The organism is uncultured Algibacter sp. (assembly GCF_947495675.1).
Taxonomy (GTDB): Bacteria; Bacteroidota; Bacteroidia; order Flavobacteriales; family Flavobacteriaceae; genus Algibacter_B.
Map to the genome: position 1 here is coordinate 1 of NZ_CANLZX010000017.1, position 18,311 is coordinate 18,311.

Sequence of the window (18,311 nt, forward strand, 5' to 3'; positions counted from 1 at the left end):
ATGCTACTTGCTTAATTAAAGACTGCCCTTGGTTGTAAACCAAATTTCCATTAATATAGGTTTGCAGCGTTTTAAAAGTTTTTAAATCTTCTACAACTATAAAATCTGCATGGTCGTCTTTTTTCATTAAACCAACATCTAAATTATAATGTTTTACTGGATTAATACAAGCAACTTTAAGGACATTAAAAACATCTATGCCTTTTGCCACAGCCCGTTCGCATAATTGATTAATATGGCCAATTATTAAATCGTCTGGGTGTTTATCATCACTACAAAACATCATATTTTCGAAATGTTCTGGTAATAAATCAATTAAAGCGTCAAAATTTTTGGCAGCACTCCCCTCTCGAATTAAAATTTTCATGCCTTTTTCAAGTTTCTCTAAGGCCTCGCCATAGGTAAAACACTCATGATCTGTTGAGATACCAGCTCTAATGTATTTTAAAACGTCTGGACCTCTTAATCCTGGTGCATGACCATCAATAGGTTTATCAAAATATTTGGCCCAGGCTATTTTTTTCATGACTTCATCATCATTAAAAAGCACCCCAGGGTAATTCATCATTTCTGCTAAATACTTTATATCTGGATTTTCAAGTAGTCGTTTTATAGCATCAGAATCAATAACGGCTCCTGCCGATTCAAAATTTGTTGCTGGCACACAAGATGGTGCTCCAAAATTAAATTTAAAAGGGACTTCTTTTCCATTTTCAATCATGAATTCTACACCTTTAACACCTAATACATTGGCTATTTCATGTGGGTCTGAAACAGTTGATACTGTGCCATGATTTACTGCTAATCTTGCAAATTCACTAGGAACAAGCATAGAACTTTCTATATGAATATGTGCATCAACAAAACCCGGTAAAATATAATGATTAACATTATGCTCTTTTTTTTGAATAGATAGAATTTTACCATTTTCAAAAACAATTTCACCTTTGTAAATATGCCTGTTTTCTATGTCGACTATTTGTCCTTGTAGTTTCAAATTATTTTAATTCAATTTTTAATATTTTATTCGTTTTGTCTGTCACTTTAAATCTATTATCTGCTCTTCTATTTATTACCCAAACAACATTATTTCCAGAGCACAATAACCATGTGTTTTCTTTTTCAAGTAATGATAGTTTTTCGTCTTTAAAATACTTACTCACTTTCTTTTTACCTGTCATTCCTAAGGGATAAAACACATCGCCTTCTTCATATTTTCTAATGGTAAGGGGGAATTCCAACACGTCTTTATCAACAAATATGGCATTGGTGCGTTTACCAAAAATAGCATCGGCTTCATCAAAAAACAAGACTCCAAAAGGTGTTTCTACTTGGTTTTCATTTTGTGAAACAGAAATTATTTTATCTTCTTTTAAATCAATCTCACTTAAAAGTAAATGCGCTCTATTTTTAATTAAACGGTGTGTAGATGAGAATACTTGCTTTCCTGTTTCTGCATCTAATAAATTATGCACATCATTCCATTCAGAAAAACCATATTCTTTAAAAACTTCAAATAAATAGGCTTTTGGATTATTTACCTTTTTAAATTCTGAAATTTTAAAGGCTATATGATTATTGTCTATAGAAGCTATAGCTCGTTTTAAAACGGCATTGGTACTTTCTTCAACAATATCTGCTGTATCGTTTAAATTATTTAAAGTTATTTGAAAACTTTGTAATAAACTGGGGTTAATTTCCTTTAGAATAGGAATAACTTGATGGCGCAATTTGTTACGTAAATATTTTACCGATTTATTACTACTATCATCTCGCCAATTAATTTTATTAGCTTTTGCATAGGCTGCAATGTCTTCGGTAGTAAAAGGCAATAAAGGGCGTACAAACCTACCATTAACTTCTGGAATTCCTGTTAAACCATCTAACCCTGTACCACGAGTAAAATTAATTAAAAATGTTTCTAGATTATCGTCTGCATGGTGGGCTGTTAAAATGTAATCGAATTGTAATTGTTCTGCCAATTCTTCAAACCAATTGTAACGCAATTCTCTAGCTGCCATTTGTATGGAACATTTATGCGCTTTTGCATAACTATCGGTATCAAAGCTTTCAATAAAAACTTCTAAATCTAAATTTTCGGCTAGTTGTAAAACAAATGCTTCATCGGCATCACTCTCTTCGCCTCTTAAGTTAAAATTACAATGCGCTAAAGATATATTGAAATTAAGTTTATGGCATAAATGTGTTAAAACAACACTATCAATACCTCCAGAAATAGCAATTAATATTTTAGCATTTCTTAGAAACTGTAAATTGGTATTTGTATGAATATTAAACCGATTAAGCATAAGTCAAATATACAATGATATAATCATCTTTAACTAATATTAAAATGACAAAAATCATGTACCATCTCTGCTAATTTCGTAAATTTATAGGACAAATTTTAATACTTTGAATTATGTGTAGTATAGAAAAATTAAATGATAAGAGCACTCAAAAAGCATTTGACAAAAAAGTAGTATCGGTAACTCAACATATACAAGCTTATGTAAAACATAGATTATATATAGCAGAATCAACTAAGATTATTCCTAAAAACATGTATAAATCTAATGATATTATTGATGAGGGGATTGCTAAATTTTACGAGGCTGGTTATAATATTGATGCTGATAAAAATGACATAAAAATTAAACTATTTAAAATTATTGATGCCGATTTAGATGCCCTTTTTAAAAAAGAAGCTTTTCATCAAAATACCATGAGTACGCATACTATTTTAGAGCATGAACTAGATGGACTAGAAGAAAAATTTACCGTTGATGAAGGTTTTGATTTTATTATGAACGATGAGTTAAGCGATATATCTTATAAACAAGATGAGAATGGCAAAGAGTTATTTGTTTACGATGACAATAACACATCTGTTAAAAATGCCTTTGATATTTCTGATATTTCATTACAACGCAATAAACATCTTCTAGGTAAATTTTATACATGGTTACCTCTAAAAGTGTCTGATATTGTAGATTTATTTGTATTTGGTAAATTATCTTTTGATGAAATTGCCAAAGTAAAAACTATTGAAGCCAAACGTGTAGAGCGTGTTTTAAAGCTTGCTATTGAAGATTTTAAAGAGCATTTAATTTAATTCTCTAAAACTTCGCGCATGGCTTTGGCCTTAACCAAACATTCTTCGTATTCTTTTAGTGGTTTGCTTTTAGCTGTTATAGCGCCACCAACAGAATACGAAACGTAATGTTTTGTGGCATTATATAAAATACTTCTAATTACAACATTAAAATCAAAATTACCTGAAGGTGTAAAGTATCCAATGGCACCAGAATAAACACCACGTTTTGTGTCTTCCAAATCCTCTATAATTTTCATTGCAGAAATTTTGGGAGCACCTGTCATGCTGCCCATTGGGAATGTACTTTTAATAATATCAACAGGGTGTGTATTTTCATCTACTTTTGATGTGATTGTAGAAATCATATGGTGTACTTGATCAAACGTATAAACCTTACATAATTCTTCAACAGTTACAGAGCCTTTAAGTGCTGTTTTAGATAAATCATGGCGCACTAAATCTACAATCATAATATTTTCGCTACGCTCTTTTATGTCTTTTGCGAGATTTGTTTTTAACATCTCATCATCATATACATTTAAAGACCGCTTTGCTGTACCTTTTATGGGTTGCGAAATTATTTTATCACCTTGCTTTTTTATATAGCGTTCTGGCGAAGCGCTAAGCACATACTTATCTTGTAATTTAACAAAAGAAGCAAATGGCGATTTAGATATTCTATTAAGTTTCTGGTAAGTTTCTAGCGGGTTTATTTGTGTGTTTTCAGCATAAAACTCTTGACAAAAATTAGCCTCGTAAATATCGCCTCTATGAATATGCTCAAGCATTTCATTAACTTTTTCAAAATAAGCATCTTTATGAGTTCTAAGCTTAATTTTAATATCAGAATAAACATGGCCACGCGCTACATCGTTGCCTATTTTTATAGCTAATAAATCATCATCAATTTCATCATCAACAAAATTTAAATAGTGCGTTTCAACTTGATTACCTGCAATTAAAAACACTTTTTTTGGTTGAAAAAAACATAAATCAGAAAACCCTAAACCATCAAAATTTTGCGACTTTAATACTTCAACATCATTCTTTAAATCGTAAGTTAAATAACCAAAAATCCAATCGTTGGTATAACTCTGGTATTCTTTAAGCTTCTCAAAACCTTGGTGGTAGTCTGTTTTAATACTCGTAAAAGCATCAACAGCTAAAATAGCATCGTAGCTGTAATGCTGTTGGGCATCTTTATTACTATGAGGGTTAGAGTCTAACCAAACAACATCGTCAAATTGTTGTGCCCAATTTAGCAATCGAGTTTTAAAGTTATCGATATCCTCGAAAGTATGAATGTGTTTTGTTCTCAATTAAAAAATTTATATAAACTCAATACACATAGATTTTTGTGCATTGCAAAGTTACTTAGAATCATTAAAGCCTGTTTAAGAATTTATCAATTATTTTTTATAAAAATTCTAATCACAAAATATGAGTCAGACTCTTAAAAAATATAGTATTTTGTACATTAGTTTAAATTTCAAAAAAAAACATGTATACCCTAAATAATAACAAACTTAAAATTTCTGTAAAAAAAACCGGTGCAGAATTATGCAAAATAACAGCATTAAAAAATAATACAGAGTTTATGTGGCATGCAGACCCAGAGATTTGGGGAAGTTATGCTCCAAATTTATTCCCAATTATTGGCGCTCTTAAAGAAAATACTTTTGTTTTTGAAAACTCTAAATATGAGCTACCTAAACATGGCATTGTGAGGCATAATAAAGACATTGTTATACAAAAACAAAACGATAACAGCTTAACTTTTAAATTAGTTTGGAATAATAACTCTTTAAAAAAATACCCTTTTAAGTTTGAGTTTTACATAAGCTATACCCTAACCGATAATAAAATTGAAGTTAAACATACGGTTAAAAATATAGACACTAAAACCATGTATTTCTCGGTTGGCGGGCATCCGGCTTTTAAATGTCCTGTTTTTAAAAACGAAAAATATGAAGATTACTTTTTAGAATTTGAACACACCGAGAATTCTAAAAAACATTTAATAAACATGGCAAATGGGCTTATATCTTCAAATACTAAAACCGTTTTTAACAACACCAATAAATTACCATTAACACACGATTTGTTTAACGACGATGCCCTTATTTTCAAAGATTTAAAATCTAAAAAAGTGACATTAAAAAGTGCTAATTATGGTGATATTTTATCTGTAAGCTATAAAGATTTTGACTATTTAGGTATTTGGGCAAAACCCAACGGAAATTATGTTTGTATAGAGCCTTGGCTAGGCATTGCAGACCACGAAAACACCAACCAAAACCTTATAGACAAAGAAGGCATAATTAGTTTATCACCAAATAAAAGTTTTGAGGCAACTTATACTATCGAAATAGATAACAGCCATTTAGTCTAAACAGAATAATAAGCTTAACTTTGCCAGCTAAATAGTAGTATTTTGACATTCAAAGATTTAAATTTAAACACACCTCTTTTTAATGCTTTAGATGATTTAGGCTTCGTTACGCCTACACCCATCCAAGAGCAAGCATTTAATGTAGTTTCATCTGGTAAAGATGTGGTTGGTATTGCACAAACAGGTACAGGAAAAACCTATGCCTATATGTTGCCTATTCTTAAAAACTTAAAGTATTCTGAGCAAGAAACGCCAAGAGTTTTAGTTTTAGTACCAACGCGCGAGTTGGTTGTGCAGGTGGTCGATGAAATTGAAAAACTCTCTAAATACATAAACAATCGTGTTTTAGGCGTTTATGGTGGTACCAATATAAATACCCAAAAGCAAGCCATTGCTCAAGGAATCGATATTTTAGTAGCAACACCTGGGCGATTATACGATTTGGCTTTAACACGTGTTTTACAACTAAAATCCATACAAAAATTAGTGATAGATGAGGTTGATGTTATGCTAGATTTAGGCTTTAGGCACCAACTCATTAATATTTTTGATATCCTGCCACAACGCCGTCAAAACATAATGTTTTCGGCAACTATGACGCAAGATGTCGATTTACTAATAAACGATTTCTTTAAAAACCCAGAGCGTGTATCTATAGCCGTTTCGGGTACACCACTAGATAATATAGCACAACAACGTTACAATGTGCCTAACTTTTACACCAAAGTAAATTTGTTAGTGCATTTATTAAACGATACCGAGCGGTATAACAAAGTTTTAATATTTGTGGCCTATAAACGCATGGCAGACCGCTTGTTCGAAAAATTAGACGACTATTTTCACGACGAGCTTTGTGTAATCCACTCCAACAAAACACAAAATTACAGATTACGAAGTATCGAGCAGTTTCGAAGCGGCGAAAACCGCATTTTAATAGCCACCGATGTTATGGCGCGTGGTTTAGATATCGATAACGTATCGCATGTTATAAATTTCGACACACCAGATTTTCCAGAAAACTACATGCACCGTATTGGTAGAACAGGCCGTGCAGAGCGCGAAGGCGAAGCACTTGTGTTTTCTACTAAAAAGGAAGAAGAAGCTATCGAGAACATCGAGTTATTAATGAAAATGAAAATTCCTGTATTGGAAATTCCAGAGGCAGTTGAAATTTCTACCGATCTTATTGAAGAAGAGCGTCCGCAAATAAAAGAGCGAAACAACCCGCACAAACGCAGAGACGAAGATGCTCCGGGACCAGCCTTTCATGAAAAATCTGAAAAAAACTCTAAAGAAAATTTAGGAGGTTCTTATAAATTTAAAATTGCTGCCAAGTATAAAAAGCCAAAAACTCGGGGCGATAAAAATTATAACAGACGTAATAAACGTAAATAAATTTTGGGCGTTACCCAAGGGTAGGGCTTTACGTTGCAATCCCTAACGCAGGTGGGTGATACTTTTATTATTTCATTTTATCAAATAATTTTTTTAGTTCATTTTCATTATCCACATTTTCACCAATCAAATTTAATTTATCTACCATTCGCTCATTTAAATTTAGTTTACTAATTATTTCAGGAAATGCGTCTCTGATATTTAAACAAATTAGGTAGATAATACCTGAAAATAAATTTTTCTCTGATAACGAATTAGGTATTTTATAGTCATAAAGCAACTTTTCTTTTGAAAAAAAAGATTTATCTTTTATTCTAAAATTATGAGCAATAAGTTGATTTCTGAAATCTATAAGACCAGTCCATTTATTTATTCTTCTAATACCAGGTTTATTTTTATTCTTAACACTTAATATTAAATTTCTATCAACACTTTTCAAATGTCCTAGATTAAAGAATTTATGGTATTCCTCTAGAAAGGAACAAAAAAGTATTATTGAATAGTTTGATAATATTCCAGATGTTGAAATCTTCAAATTCATAGAATTATCAAAATAATTTTCAATTTGAATTTTTTCTAGAATTTTTTGATTTTGTTCAATCTCATTTAGACTTTCAACAGTTAAATTAATTTGAGTTTGTAGATGAAATAGAGTTTTAAGAACATTTACTAAATTTTCATTTTCCATCTATTTACAATATTTTGGGTTATTTAACACAACTTAAAATAATATAAAGGCACTTGTTTCGAGGGTTTATTGCTTAACTGTATTAGTAAGTACTAATGTTAAATCCTCAACTAATAACTTACTAGCGATAACGAAGGTTTCAACACGATTATTTTGTATTTACAGATATTCTGCTTGCAATATCTAAAAGTTCTTTTATATCATCTATTTTATAATTTTTTGTGCTAATTTTCCTTTCTATTTCTTTCTCAGCTGGTGAAAAAATTACTGTGGCTGCATCAGTTGTGATTTTATCTCCAACAGATTTTTCTGTCAAAAGTTCAGGGTATGAAGGTAGTGTTTCTGCAATTGCAGATTTATGAGCATAAATTTCTTCTAACTTCCTTTCTTTTGAATACTGTTTTATGGCAAAAAATACTACAAAGTAAATTGGAAATAAAATTAATAATCTCAAAACCCAAATAATTCCGATTGTATTTGATTCAATAATATTTCCTGATTTATCAGACGGACTTATCATTCCAGTAATAAGTTCTGACACACTCGCTGTGTAATACATTGCGATAATGACACTAACAAGAACTAAAATTAACCAACCAACTTTTTGTTTAAAAATTTCACTCTTACGTTTACTGAATGCTGTACTTAATCTGTCAGCAACAGCTGGTGACATTAAAGTACGTACTTGCTTTGCTAATTTATCAATTTCTGATTTACGTTCGTTAATATTTTCAAGTTGTTCTTGAATCAATCTCTGATTTTCAGGAATATCTGGGGATAACTTTAAAAGAGAAAAAAGCCCACTATTTCTAATATTGGTATTTATAGTGTTGAGTTGATTCAATGGGTTGTGATGTTGGTTCCTCAATTGAGTCGGTATAATCCCTTTTACTGTTTGAAACTGAGTGTTGAAATTATTTAAGTTACTATTTATAGATTTAAGGTAATTAAATGGTAGTGTTTCAAGTAAATTTTTATCAATTGCATCATTAAGAAGTTCGAAAGTCTCTTCAACTAATTTTTGGATTTCTTCAGGTGTAAGAGCATTCCAATTTTGTATGTTGGGTTCTTCTGACCACAAAATAGAAAGGTCTTCAGCAATGTTCCTTTCAACATTAGATTTGATTCCGCTTAAATATGTTTCTGTACTCATTTACTATGTTTTATGGTTACATCAAATGTTCTTTAACTTTAATAATATGTCATTATTATATAAATAGCACATATCAGTCATCAAACAAAGTTAGAAATTTACTTACAAGATATGAACTTAAGTTGTAAACACTTATAAACTTTATTTCAACAAAAAAAATCCCTTCTTCAAATACATGAAAAAGAGATTTTAGCTTGATTAGTTAATTGATTGATGAAGAACCGTTATACTTATATTAACTCTTGTGTAAGCTCTTTAAAATAATAATACCTATTCGTGGTAGTATAAAAGTAACGGCACCAAAAACAGTTGTTAAAAAAGCTACTTTAAGCCCTCCTGCCATAACTCCAGTACTAACATCGCTTATAGACTCAATAGCATCAAAGGCGCCTATCATACCAATAATAGACCCTAAAAAACCAAATACTAGGCCTAAAACGCTAACATCGGAAGCTAAACTGGTCATTTTTTTAGATTTTGGCGCATCTTTTTTAAGATTAACAAAACCCATAATAACAAAAAACAAGGCTAGTAAAAGACATATTAAAATGAGGGACATAAAAAATGGTCCGCCTTCATTAAATCTATCTACAAAAACATTCGACGCAATAATTGATAACTTAAACATAAATAATGGTTTTAATTAAACATGCTACAAACATATAGCCTTTTGTACTTGCATAAATAAAAATGCGACAGATGACTCTTTTAGCTATTAAAACAACATGGTGTTAAAACGGATACTAATTCTGTTATTCGTCTACAAAATCTTTAAGCCCTATAAATTTATAGTATTATTGTATTACGGTTATGTTTACAAAACAATTTATTTTAAAAAAACTGGCACAAATAATACTTCACATGGCCTTTTGGTGTGGGGTCTTGCTATTTTACACCTATTTTTTTGGTGTAGATACTAACGATTTTAATTATGTGTTATCGTTCTCTTTATTTTTAATGCCTATAACCATTGCTACCACATACGTTTATATTTATAAAATTATTCCGGAATATCTTATTACAAAACGTTATATGCTGTTTGGTTTGTACAGTTTGTATACGCTAATAATTTCGGCTTATCTTATTGTTATTTCGGTGTTTTATGGGTTTGTTTACCTCTCAAATTTTGTTTATGCAGATATGGCACCCATTAGCAGAAACTTAGTTTTTGTGACGGTTGCGGTTTATTTGGTGGTTATTTTAGTGAGCGCCTTTAAAATTTTAAAACTGAACTTAAAACATAGTGAAGAAACTAAAAAACTAGAAACTAAAATTTTAGAAACCCAACTAAAACTAAAAGAACAGGAGCTTAATTATTTAAAAATGCAGATACATCCGCACTTTTTATTTAATACGCTAAATACCATGTACGGTTTTGCTTTAAAGAAAGCTGATGAAACGCCCGAAATGATTTTAAAGCTTTCAAACTTATTGGATTACTTGTTATACCAAGTTGATAAACCCTTTGTATCGCTTAATGATGAAGTTAACCACATGAACGATTACATTGAACTAGAGAAAATGCGTTTTAATGATACACTACAAATTCATTTTGACACCGAAAACATAACTGAAGACACCAAAATAGCACCTATGCTCCTATTGCCTTTTGTAGAAAACAGTTTTAAACATGGGAGTTTAAAAAATGGTATTCTACATGTTGTTATTAAACTTTCTTGTAAAAATAAAAGTGTGTTTTTCGAAATTGAAAATACGTGCAATACAAGTACCGTTACAGAACATGGTATTGGTTTAGAAAACATAAAGAAACGATTAGATTTATTATACAAAAATCTGTACACGCTTAATATTACTAACGAAAACGGATTATTTAAAGTAAATTTAAAGCTTAAAACCGCTTAATAAATGTCGCAAAACAAAGACATATTATGTATGATAGTTGATGATGAAACTATTGCTAGAGAAGTCATAGCAACACATGTAGCTAAAATACCTAAGGTTAAAATTGTAGCGAGTTGCACAAATGCGATTGAGGCTTTTAGTATTTTAAGAACTCATGATATCGATTTGGTTTTTCTGGATATTAATATGCCCGAAATCTCTGGAATTTCATTTGCAAAATCTATAAATAAAGATGTAAAAATCATTTTTACAACCGCCTATCGTGATTTTGCTGTTGAAGGTTTTGAGTTGCAAGCGGTAGATTACCTTTTAAAACCTGTATCGTTCGATAGATTATTAAAAGCTGTGAATACGTATTTTGATATTCATTATGACGCCAATCATTCTGAAAACACAGAAACAGCGCCTAACGATTTTATGTTTGTTCGTGCAGACCGCAGGATGATAAAAATTGATTATGAATCTATTATTTATATTGAAAGCTATAGCGATTATATAAAAATACATTTAGCCAATGAAACTATAGTAACTAGAGAGACTATTAGTGCTATTGAAGCTAAATTACCAAGTAATAAATTTTTAAGAATTCATCGATCATACATCATAGCGCTTAAACATATTTCATCTTTTACAAACGAAGAAATAATAGTAAACAACACCGCTTTAACCATTAGTAGAAGTTATAAAAAAGAGGTTTTACAAATTCTTGAAAAATATTAAAAAAAAAATCCCCTTTCAAATTAATGAAAAGGGATTGTAATAAGTAGATAGTTTTCTGATTACAAATATTAACTAACCAAATTTTAACCCTAACTTAAAGTCAAACAAGTATTCTTACTCACAACCTACATATTAAAAACTTAACTAATACAAATACTCTTTAATGTTATGATACTAATTGATATGATGTAGACAAACGCTCTCTTGCTCTTTTAATTCTCATTTTTACTGCGCTTGATCCTATACCTAGTAGGCCTTCTAAATTCTTTATTGATAAATTGTTTTGATATTTTAATACTAAAATAGACTTATCATCTGCTGATAATCCATTTAATGCATAATTTAATTTTTCTTCAACTTTTTCTTCTTCATTTAAATCGATAATATCGACTGAACAATCTGAAAAGTTTTCTAAATCGTATGATTCTGATAAACGTGTTTCGTATTTTTTAGCAGGGTTTCTAGATACATAATTAACACAATGGTTATATGTAAATGAATATACCCATGTTGAAAATTTAGACTTTCCTTGAAAAGATGAAAGTTTTACATATAATTTTAAAAATATGTCTTGTGTTAAATCTTTTGCTTCTTCCTGATCGTTTACAAATGAATAACACTTATTATAAATTACTTTTGAAAATCTATCATATAGAACTCCAAAAAGTTCGGTGTTGTTACTACTAATAATCTTTGATACTAATTCTTCGTCTGTCAAAACTAATGGGGGTTAAAATTTATACTGGCACAATATTATATAATGAGATACGGTTTCGTGTTTTTAAATAAACACAGACAACAATTTCTATGAAATACCAATTTAATCGTTGTAACGTTGTTTTTTTTGTAAGATTTTTATATTATATACAAAAAAATCCCTTTTCAACTCAATTGAGATTTACGAAAAGGGATTATAAGATGTAGAGAGCTTTTGGCATACAGAAAAGTAACCAACCAAATTTTAACCCTAACTTAAAGTTAATCCTGTATACTTACTTGACTCTCTACAATATCTTTAATTGGTACTATTAATTTTCCTTCTTTAGTTTTTAGTGTTACAGATATACCATCCATTGATACAACTGTACCTTTAATATTATTAAACTCTATTTTTTGACCTATTTCATACGTTTTTCTGGTATAAAAAGTTCTTAATAAGTCTGCTACTATTTTTTGAGAACCGAAGCCAAGTGATAAAGCAAAGGCTAATAAAAAAGCCGCTAAAATCATTGTTAGGTTACTTGTTACAATTTCTGTATCAATACCTGCTTGATTTAATGCTGTTATAGAAACGAAAATCAAGAAGATGAAAAATACTATTTGGCTTATCATTTTAGCACCAGATAAATCCATAGACTCAAAAAACGACTTTAAGCCTTTCTTAATTAAATTTGCTAAGATTAATCCAACTGTAAAAATGACTAATGCAGAAAATAATTGCGGTAAATAAGCTAACAAATTACTTATTTGCTGAGATATCATTGTTAAGTTCATAATATCTGATGCCATTATTAGTAGCATAATGTACATGACCCATTTTACAAAACTGGATACAACTTTAACCGTATTAAAGTTTAACTTTTTTCCTTCAACAATTTCAATTTCATTTATTGCATCATCTAATTTGTTTGCTTTTGCTAATTTTAATGCCTTTTTAATAATTTTAACTATTAGTTTGGTTAATAACCAACCAATTACTAAAACTAATATGGTGCCTATAATGTTTGGAAATATTTTTGAAATCTCAATCCACATAGTAGATAATGATTCCATGGCCATATTTTTCCATTCTGTTGCTTTTTCCATAGCTGTTTTTATTTATTGTTAGGGTATATTTGATTAATAAAATTCTATTTGTTTGTTTTTCTGCTTTTTACAACTGTTTCAATAACATCTGCAATGTTATATGAAAACAAAGTTGCCAACTCCATAACTAATTTTGCCATGGCTATGTCGCTCATCACTTTCGATTTAAGTTCCTCAGGAACTTCTCTAAGTGGCTGATTTATATGCTTAAACGGGTTATCCATCACTTAACATTTTCATTATAAACATTTACTAATTTATCCTTAGCGCGTTTAATTCTCATTTTAACTGCGCTTTCTCCTAAACCTAAAGCACTTTCAATTTCTCTTATAGATAAATTGTCTTGATACTTCATTAGCAGAATCATTTTTTCCTCTGGAGAAATTAGTTCTAATGCTATTTTTAATTTATCAACCTTCATCGTTAAAAGACTATTATCGTCTTCTTCATCTTCAGAAAGGTTCTCTATATCTTTATAATCAACAGACTGCTTTTCAAATTTCTTAGCAGTATTCCTAGTAACGTAGTTTACACAATGATTATATGTAAAAGCATATAACCATGTTGAAAATTTCGATTTTCCTTTGAAGCTTGGTAATTTAATAAAGAGTTTTAAAAAAACATCTTGAGTTAAATCTTTAGCTTCATCGCTATCTTTTGCAAAACCATAACACTTGTTATATACTAATCCTGCATATTTATCATATAAAATCTCAAAAAGCAATGTGTTATTTGTTTCCACAATTGCTTCTACCAGATCTTCATCAGACAGCTTACTATTGTTTTTTAGGGTTTCCAAAATTTAGCTTACGCTATTTAGTTGTTATATTATAATGTTTAAGACACACTTATTATTGAAGAGTCACTAACATGATAAAAAAAAAATAAATTTATACGTTATCCCCTATAAAGTGTTATTTTTTCTTACTCAAGTTATACGCGTTTTCGGTATTAAGAATCAATATATTTAATGGCTTAAAAAAAACCTTTTTAAATATTTTTTTAAATATTAAAAGCCAAAACTACAATACACTCTAAGACAGTTTGTTATAAATTACAAAAGTCATAATTAGTGCTTACACCTTTATTTTAGGGCAACTACATTATATATATGTTTTAAAAAAGTAAGAGATACTATAATTCAAATCAATAATTAAACTTTTGTTAAGTATATTTTTAAATATGATTTTTCTGTTCGATATTCATAAATTAGCAAAAAATTACGTTTATGAAATCTCTTTACATTTATATTATTGTCGCCCTTTTAATAATACCAGTAAAAAGCCATGCTTTTGATGATTTTTGGGGGCAAACTGGACATCGAGTAGTTGGAAAAGTTGCAGACGCATATTTAAGCGGAAAAACTAAACGCGAAGTGAAACGCTTGTTGAAAAGACAATCGCTTGCCTTTGTTTCTACATTTGCTGATGAAATAAAATCTGATAAACGTTATAATGAGTTTTATACTTGGCATTACATTAACATGCCTTTAGATGAAAACTACGAAAATTCTAAAAAGAATAGTAAAGGCGATTTAGTTACTGGTATTGAATATTGTAAAAAAATTATAGTTGATGATAATGCTTCTGATGATGATAAAGCCTTTTATTTAAAACTTTTAATTCATTTAATTGGCGATTTACACCAACCTATGCATATAGGCTTAGAAGAAGACCGAGGAGGTAATGATTTTAAGGTAAAATGGCATTATGAAGACTCTAATATGCACCGAGTTTGGGATAGCGAAATGATAGAAAAGTATGATATGACCTATACCGAATTAGCAGATAATGCAGATGTGCTATCAAAAAAACAAGTAAAAGCGATTCAGGAAGGTTCTGTTATTGATTGGGTTAATGAAACACACCAACTAACAAAAAAAATATATGCTTCTGCTAAACCAGATGAGAATTTAAGATATCGTTATTCTTACAATCATTTTAATACTGTTAGAAGTCAATTACAAATTGCTGGTATTCGATTAGCTAAGGTCTTAAATGAATTGTTTTAAACACTAATTTAATTAATAATAAAAAAGGCTGTCTATAAATTAGACAGCCTTTTTTTATGAGATTGATTTTGTTGTATATATTCTAAATATGCAACGCTCTATCTTCAGTAGCCGCTAAAGCAGCTTCTTTTATTGCTTCTGTAAATGTTGGATGTGCATGAGACATTCTTGAAACATCTTCTGCAGACGCTCTAAATTCCATAGCTACAACAGCTTCTGCAATCATATCTGCTGCACGAGCACCAATCATATGAACACCTAAAATTTCATCAGTCGTTTTATCAGCTAAAATTTTAACAAAACCATCTAAATCCATACTCGCTCTACTTCTACCTAAAGCACGCATTGGAAAAGATCCTACTTTATACTCTACACCAGCTTCCTTTAATTGTTCTTCTGTTTTACCAACAGCAGCAACTTCTGGCCATGTGTAAACTACACCAGGAATTAAGTTATAATCAATATGTGGTTTTTGCCCAGCAATAGTTTCTGCAACAAAAACACCTTCTTCTTCAGCTTTATGAGCTAACATGGCTCCTTTTACAACATCTCCAATAGCATAAATATTTGATGCTGATGTTTGTAAATGGTCGTTAACTTCTACTCTACCTCTGTCATCTAATTTTACGCCTGCTGCTTCTGTATTTAAACCATCTGTATATGGCTTACGCCCAACAGATACTAAACAGTAATCGCCTTTAAACTCTACTTCTTCCCCTTTTTTGTTATCTGCTTTTACAATAACTTCATCACCAACGCGCTCTACAGATTTTACTTTGTGAGATACTTGCATTTTAAACTTAGCTTTTTTGAAAACCTTGTTTAATTCTTTAGATAAGCCTGCATCCATAGTTGGAATGATTCTATCCATATACTCTACAACAGTAACTTCTGCTCCTAAACGACGATAAACTTGCCCTAATTCTAAACCAATTACACCACCACCAATAACAATCATGTGTTTTGGAATTTCTTTAAGCTTTAAAGCTTCTGTAGATGTAATAATACGTTCTTTATCAAGGTTTATAAATGGTAAGTTTGATGGCTTACTACCGGTTGCAATAATGGTGTTTTTTGCTTCAATTTCTGTAGTTTCTTCTCCAGTAATGGTGATATGAGTAGCGTCTTTAAAGCTTCCCAAACCTTGATAAACATCAATATTATTCTTCTTCATTAAGAAATCGATACCGCCAGTAGTTTGGTCTACAACTGCCTGTTTACGAGCAATCATTTTCTCTAAATTCACTTTAACATCGCCAGGTATTTCTATACCATGTTCTTCAAAATGCTTTACAGCATCTTCGTAATGGTGTGAAGAATCTAAAAGTGCTTTACTAGGTATACAACCTACGTTTAAACAAGTTCCACCAAGTGTTGAATATTTTTCTATAATGGCAGTTTTCATACCTAATTGTGCACAACGGATAGCTGCTACATATCCTCCAGGGCCAGAACCTATTACGGCTACATCATAAGAATTCATATAATAATTTTGAAATTTAGTTTTTTAACAAATCTAAAATCAAAAGTACAAATTTAGAATCAAGCCATTAAAAGAATATCCTTTTTTTTGAATAATTTAATCTTGTTTATAAATATCTTCTAATATCCACTCTAATTCTGTATCAATTTCTAATTTCCTGTCTTGTATATTTGGCAAAATGGTAACATCTGGTTTAATACCGTAACCGTCTGGATTTTGCTTAAAAGGAGCTTCTATTTGCATTAAACCCATGCGTACATTTAGTTTTGCATTTGGAAGTTTAAATATTCTGTACAATCCAGCTACACAGCCATTATAAGCACCACCAGTTTCTTCGCCAACAAAAGTAGCACGTTTATTGGCTTTTAAATGTGTTGAAATTAGTGATGATGCCGAAAAAGAATTTCCGTTTATAAGCACATATAGTTTGCCTTTATAATTTGCTTTTTTAGGCTTTTTTGGCTTATTATATGACATTTTATAATAAATTTTACCATCAACTTTTTTAGTATTAAAATATTGATAACCTAGTGAAATAGGATCTAAGTAAGAAAGTGACCCAATAATTTTCATAAAAGCAGGGTTACCACTACTAACTAATGATTTTGTGAGTGGTAGCCGGGTATTAACTTCAATAGGCTCCATAAAAACATAGTCTTTATTTGTTAAATAAGAATATAAATAATTAATTTCTGAGATTCGCCCGCCACCATTATCTCTTAAATCTAAAATTAAGTTTTTAGTTTTTAAGGCTGCTAATTCTTTAAAACTTTCCTTATAAAACTTTTTATATTTCCCATTAGAAAAAGCTCTAATCTTCATGTAAGCTACCAAACTATCTTTACCTATGTAATTAAAATTTCTGGTATATGTTTTTGATCTTGCTATAAATCCATATTTCTTATGGTTTTTACGTTTTTGCTTTCTTACTAATTTATTTTTCTTTTTTTCTAACTTAGTTAATTTTATACGCTTTACTTTTTTGGTTTTAACTGTCTCTTTTTTAGATTTTTTTTCTTCTTTTTTAGCACGTTTAAACTGCTTTATGAAAACGGAATCTTTATTTTTAAATGTAACCTGTAAGCTATCTAAAAACCCTTTATCCTTATAGTAAAAACGAGAAAATGCTTTTCCTACATACCTATTATGTAAAGTGGTATTATACCCATCTGATGCAAACTGTGTTTTATAAGTTCGCACTAAATCATTTACTTTTTCGCCATCTATACTTATAAGCTCTGCACCTACTAATAATGAATCTTTTCCAAAGGTTTGTTTTACAAAAAGCTTATTGTTTAAATACTCTAAATCTAAATCATAAAACTCAAGCTTCCGCTTTTTTAATGCCTTGCGTTCTTTTTTAGTAAATCGCTTATTAACAGAGCCTACGGCTACATGCCCTTGCCTTATATGTGCTACAACTGGTGCTAGTTTTTTATAAAGCTCTCGCGAATTTATTGGTGCATTTATAGATTTCTTGAGACTGTCAAACTTAAAATCTAAATCTTCTTTGGTTATATATTGATATAATTTCGGGTGATTTGTTTGTAATTGTTCATATAGCTTATCAACATCACTTCTTAAAGCATTTACAGTATGTTGTGTTGATGTTTGAGCGTTATATTTTTTAATACTTTGGCAAGATGCTAAGGCAATAAATAAAGTTAATACAAAAACCAGTTTTTTCATGTTTGTAAAAATAG

The 18,311-nt window shown here is 30.1% G+C and carries 18 protein-coding genes; 6 read left to right on the forward strand and 12 right to left on the reverse strand.

Annotation, left to right across the window (positions count from 1 at the left end):
- Positions 1 to 997 (reverse strand): amidohydrolase family protein (locus Q0842_RS12080; RefSeq protein ID WP_298498358.1); only part of this gene is annotated, 997 nt, incomplete at its 3' end.
- Between the two features lies 1 nt (position 998).
- Complete coding sequence (gene tilS, locus Q0842_RS12085; protein ID WP_298498359.1) at positions 999 to 2,309, reverse strand: tRNA lysidine(34) synthetase TilS; 1,311 nt, start codon at positions 2,307 to 2,309, stop codon at positions 999 to 1,001.
- Positions 2,310 to 2,422: 113 nt separating this feature from the next.
- Here tilS and Q0842_RS12090 point away from each other — a divergent pair, with 113 nt between their 5' ends.
- Entirely contained in the window at positions 2,423 to 3,115 is a 693-nt protein-coding gene (locus Q0842_RS12090; protein WP_298498360.1) for a hypothetical protein, read from the forward strand.
- Here Q0842_RS12090 and pabB read toward each other — a convergent pair.
- Complete coding sequence (pabB, locus tag Q0842_RS12095) at positions 3,112 to 4,416, reverse strand: aminodeoxychorismate synthase component I (protein WP_298498361.1); 1,305 nt, start codon at positions 4,414 to 4,416, stop codon at positions 3,112 to 3,114. The genes Q0842_RS12090 and pabB overlap by 4 nt on opposite strands.
- A gap of 182 nt (positions 4,417 to 4,598) precedes the next feature.
- On the opposite strand from pabB, the gene Q0842_RS12100 reads away from it, so the two are divergent.
- Both Q0842_RS12100 and Q0842_RS12105 read left to right on the forward strand, forming a co-directional pair.
- Positions 4,599 to 5,489 (forward strand): aldose 1-epimerase family protein, encoded by an 891-nt coding sequence (locus Q0842_RS12100; RefSeq protein ID WP_298498362.1) that lies wholly within the window; start codon positions 4,599 to 4,601, stop codon positions 5,487 to 5,489.
- Positions 5,490 to 5,531: 42 nt separating this feature from the next.
- Positions 5,532 to 6,884 carry a DEAD/DEAH box helicase gene (locus Q0842_RS12105; RefSeq protein ID WP_298498363.1) on the forward strand — a complete coding sequence of 451 codons (1,353 nt, stop codon included), beginning with the start codon at positions 5,532 to 5,534 and terminating at the stop codon, positions 6,882 to 6,884.
- A 67-nt stretch (positions 6,885 to 6,951) separates the two neighbouring features.
- Here the strand turns inward: Q0842_RS12105 and Q0842_RS12110 are convergent, their stop codons facing one another.
- The 3 genes from Q0842_RS12110 to Q0842_RS12120 all read right to left on the reverse strand — a co-directional run bounded on the left by Q0842_RS12110 (position 6,952) and on the right by Q0842_RS12120 (position 9,353).
- The gene (locus Q0842_RS12110; protein WP_298498364.1) at positions 6,952 to 7,572 is read right to left on the reverse strand and encodes a hypothetical protein; all 621 of its coding nucleotides are present in this window, start codon (positions 7,570 to 7,572) and stop codon (positions 6,952 to 6,954) included.
- Positions 7,573 to 7,720: 148 nt separating this feature from the next.
- Positions 7,721 to 8,725, reverse strand: coding sequence for a hypothetical protein (locus tag Q0842_RS12115; protein ID WP_298498365.1), 1,005 nt, complete (start codon positions 8,723 to 8,725; stop codon positions 7,721 to 7,723).
- Positions 8,726 to 8,960: 235 nt separating this feature from the next.
- A complete protein-coding gene (locus Q0842_RS12120) occupies positions 8,961 to 9,353 on the reverse strand; it encodes a MotA/TolQ/ExbB proton channel family protein (RefSeq protein ID WP_298498366.1) in 393 nt (130 codons plus the stop codon).
- A gap of 233 nt (positions 9,354 to 9,586) precedes the next feature.
- Between Q0842_RS12120 and Q0842_RS12125 the strand changes: the two genes are divergently transcribed.
- Both Q0842_RS12125 and Q0842_RS12130 read left to right on the forward strand, forming a co-directional pair.
- Positions 9,587 to 10,588 (forward strand): histidine kinase, encoded by a 1,002-nt coding sequence (locus tag Q0842_RS12125; protein ID WP_298498380.1) that lies wholly within the window; start codon positions 9,587 to 9,589, stop codon positions 10,586 to 10,588.
- 3 nt (positions 10,589 to 10,591) lie between these two features.
- Entirely contained in the window at positions 10,592 to 11,308 is a 717-nt protein-coding gene (locus Q0842_RS12130) for a LytTR family DNA-binding domain-containing protein (RefSeq protein ID WP_298498382.1), read from the forward strand.
- 166 nt (positions 11,309 to 11,474) lie between these two features.
- On the opposite strand, the gene Q0842_RS12135 is transcribed toward Q0842_RS12130, so the two are convergent.
- From Q0842_RS12135 to Q0842_RS12150, 4 genes are all read right to left on the reverse strand, one after another.
- The gene (locus tag Q0842_RS12135) at positions 11,475 to 12,026 is read right to left on the reverse strand and encodes a sigma-70 family RNA polymerase sigma factor (protein WP_298498384.1); all 552 of its coding nucleotides are present in this window, start codon (positions 12,024 to 12,026) and stop codon (positions 11,475 to 11,477) included.
- 260 nt (positions 12,027 to 12,286) lie between these two features.
- Positions 12,287 to 13,114 (reverse strand): mechanosensitive ion channel domain-containing protein, encoded by an 828-nt coding sequence (locus Q0842_RS12140; protein ID WP_298498386.1) that lies wholly within the window; start codon positions 13,112 to 13,114, stop codon positions 12,287 to 12,289.
- A 44-nt stretch (positions 13,115 to 13,158) separates the two neighbouring features.
- Positions 13,159 to 13,338 carry a hypothetical protein gene (locus Q0842_RS12145; RefSeq protein ID WP_298498388.1) on the reverse strand — a complete coding sequence of 60 codons (180 nt, stop codon included), beginning with the start codon at positions 13,336 to 13,338 and terminating at the stop codon, positions 13,159 to 13,161.
- On the reverse strand, positions 13,338 to 13,913 hold the full coding sequence (locus Q0842_RS12150; RefSeq protein ID WP_298498390.1) for an RNA polymerase sigma factor: 576 nt from the start codon (positions 13,911 to 13,913) through the stop codon (positions 13,338 to 13,340). The genes Q0842_RS12145 and Q0842_RS12150 overlap by 1 nt, the downstream gene beginning before the upstream one ends.
- A gap of 429 nt (positions 13,914 to 14,342) precedes the next feature.
- Between Q0842_RS12150 and Q0842_RS12155 the strand changes: the two genes are divergently transcribed.
- The gene (locus Q0842_RS12155; protein WP_298498392.1) at positions 14,343 to 15,125 is read left to right on the forward strand and encodes a S1/P1 nuclease; all 783 of its coding nucleotides are present in this window, start codon (positions 14,343 to 14,345) and stop codon (positions 15,123 to 15,125) included.
- A gap of 82 nt (positions 15,126 to 15,207) precedes the next feature.
- Here the strand turns inward: Q0842_RS12155 and lpdA are convergent, their stop codons facing one another.
- Together lpdA and Q0842_RS12165 are read right to left on the reverse strand one after the other, a co-directional pair.
- Positions 15,208 to 16,608: a dihydrolipoyl dehydrogenase gene (gene lpdA / locus Q0842_RS12160; protein ID WP_298498394.1), complete on the reverse strand. Its 1,401-nt coding sequence runs from the start codon at positions 16,606 to 16,608 to the stop codon at positions 15,208 to 15,210.
- Positions 16,609 to 16,704: 96 nt separating this feature from the next.
- A complete protein-coding gene (locus Q0842_RS12165) occupies positions 16,705 to 18,297 on the reverse strand; it encodes a S41 family peptidase (protein ID WP_298498396.1) in 1,593 nt (530 codons plus the stop codon).
- Positions 18,298 to 18,311: the final 14 nt, after the last annotated feature.

Bases quoted from the DNA above. Each gene is read 5' to 3' on its own strand.
- tilS (WP_298498359.1), bottom strand. From the start codon at position 2,309: ATGCTTAATCGGTTTAATATTCATACAAATACCAATTTACAGTTTCTA.
- Q0842_RS12090 (WP_298498360.1), top strand. From the start codon at position 2,423: ATGTGTAGTATAGAAAAATTAAATGATAAGAGCACTCAAAAAGCATTT.
- Q0842_RS12100 (WP_298498362.1), top strand. From the start codon at position 4,599: ATGTATACCCTAAATAATAACAAACTTAAAATTTCTGTAAAAAAAACC.
- Q0842_RS12110 (WP_298498364.1), bottom strand. From the start codon at position 7,572: ATGGAAAATGAAAATTTAGTAAATGTTCTTAAAACTCTATTTCATCTA.
- Q0842_RS12115 (WP_298498365.1), bottom strand. From the start codon at position 8,725: ATGAGTACAGAAACATATTTAAGCGGAATCAAATCTAATGTTGAAAGG.
- Q0842_RS12120 (WP_298498366.1), bottom strand. From the start codon at position 9,353: ATGTTTAAGTTATCAATTATTGCGTCGAATGTTTTTGTAGATAGATTT.
- Q0842_RS12125 (WP_298498380.1), top strand. From the start codon at position 9,587: ATGGCCTTTTGGTGTGGGGTCTTGCTATTTTACACCTATTTTTTTGGT.
- Q0842_RS12130 (WP_298498382.1), top strand. From the start codon at position 10,592: ATGTCGCAAAACAAAGACATATTATGTATGATAGTTGATGATGAAACT.
- Q0842_RS12140 (WP_298498386.1), bottom strand. From the start codon at position 13,114: ATGGAAAAAGCAACAGAATGGAAAAATATGGCCATGGAATCATTATCT.
- Q0842_RS12145 (WP_298498388.1), bottom strand. From the start codon at position 13,338: ATGGATAACCCGTTTAAGCATATAAATCAGCCACTTAGAGAAGTTCCT.
- Q0842_RS12155 (WP_298498392.1), top strand. From the start codon at position 14,343: ATGAAATCTCTTTACATTTATATTATTGTCGCCCTTTTAATAATACCA.
- lpdA (WP_298498394.1), bottom strand. From the start codon at position 16,608: ATGAATTCTTATGATGTAGCCGTAATAGGTTCTGGCCCTGGAGGATAT.
- Q0842_RS12165 (WP_298498396.1), bottom strand. From the start codon at position 18,297: ATGAAAAAACTGGTTTTTGTATTAACTTTATTTATTGCCTTAGCATCT.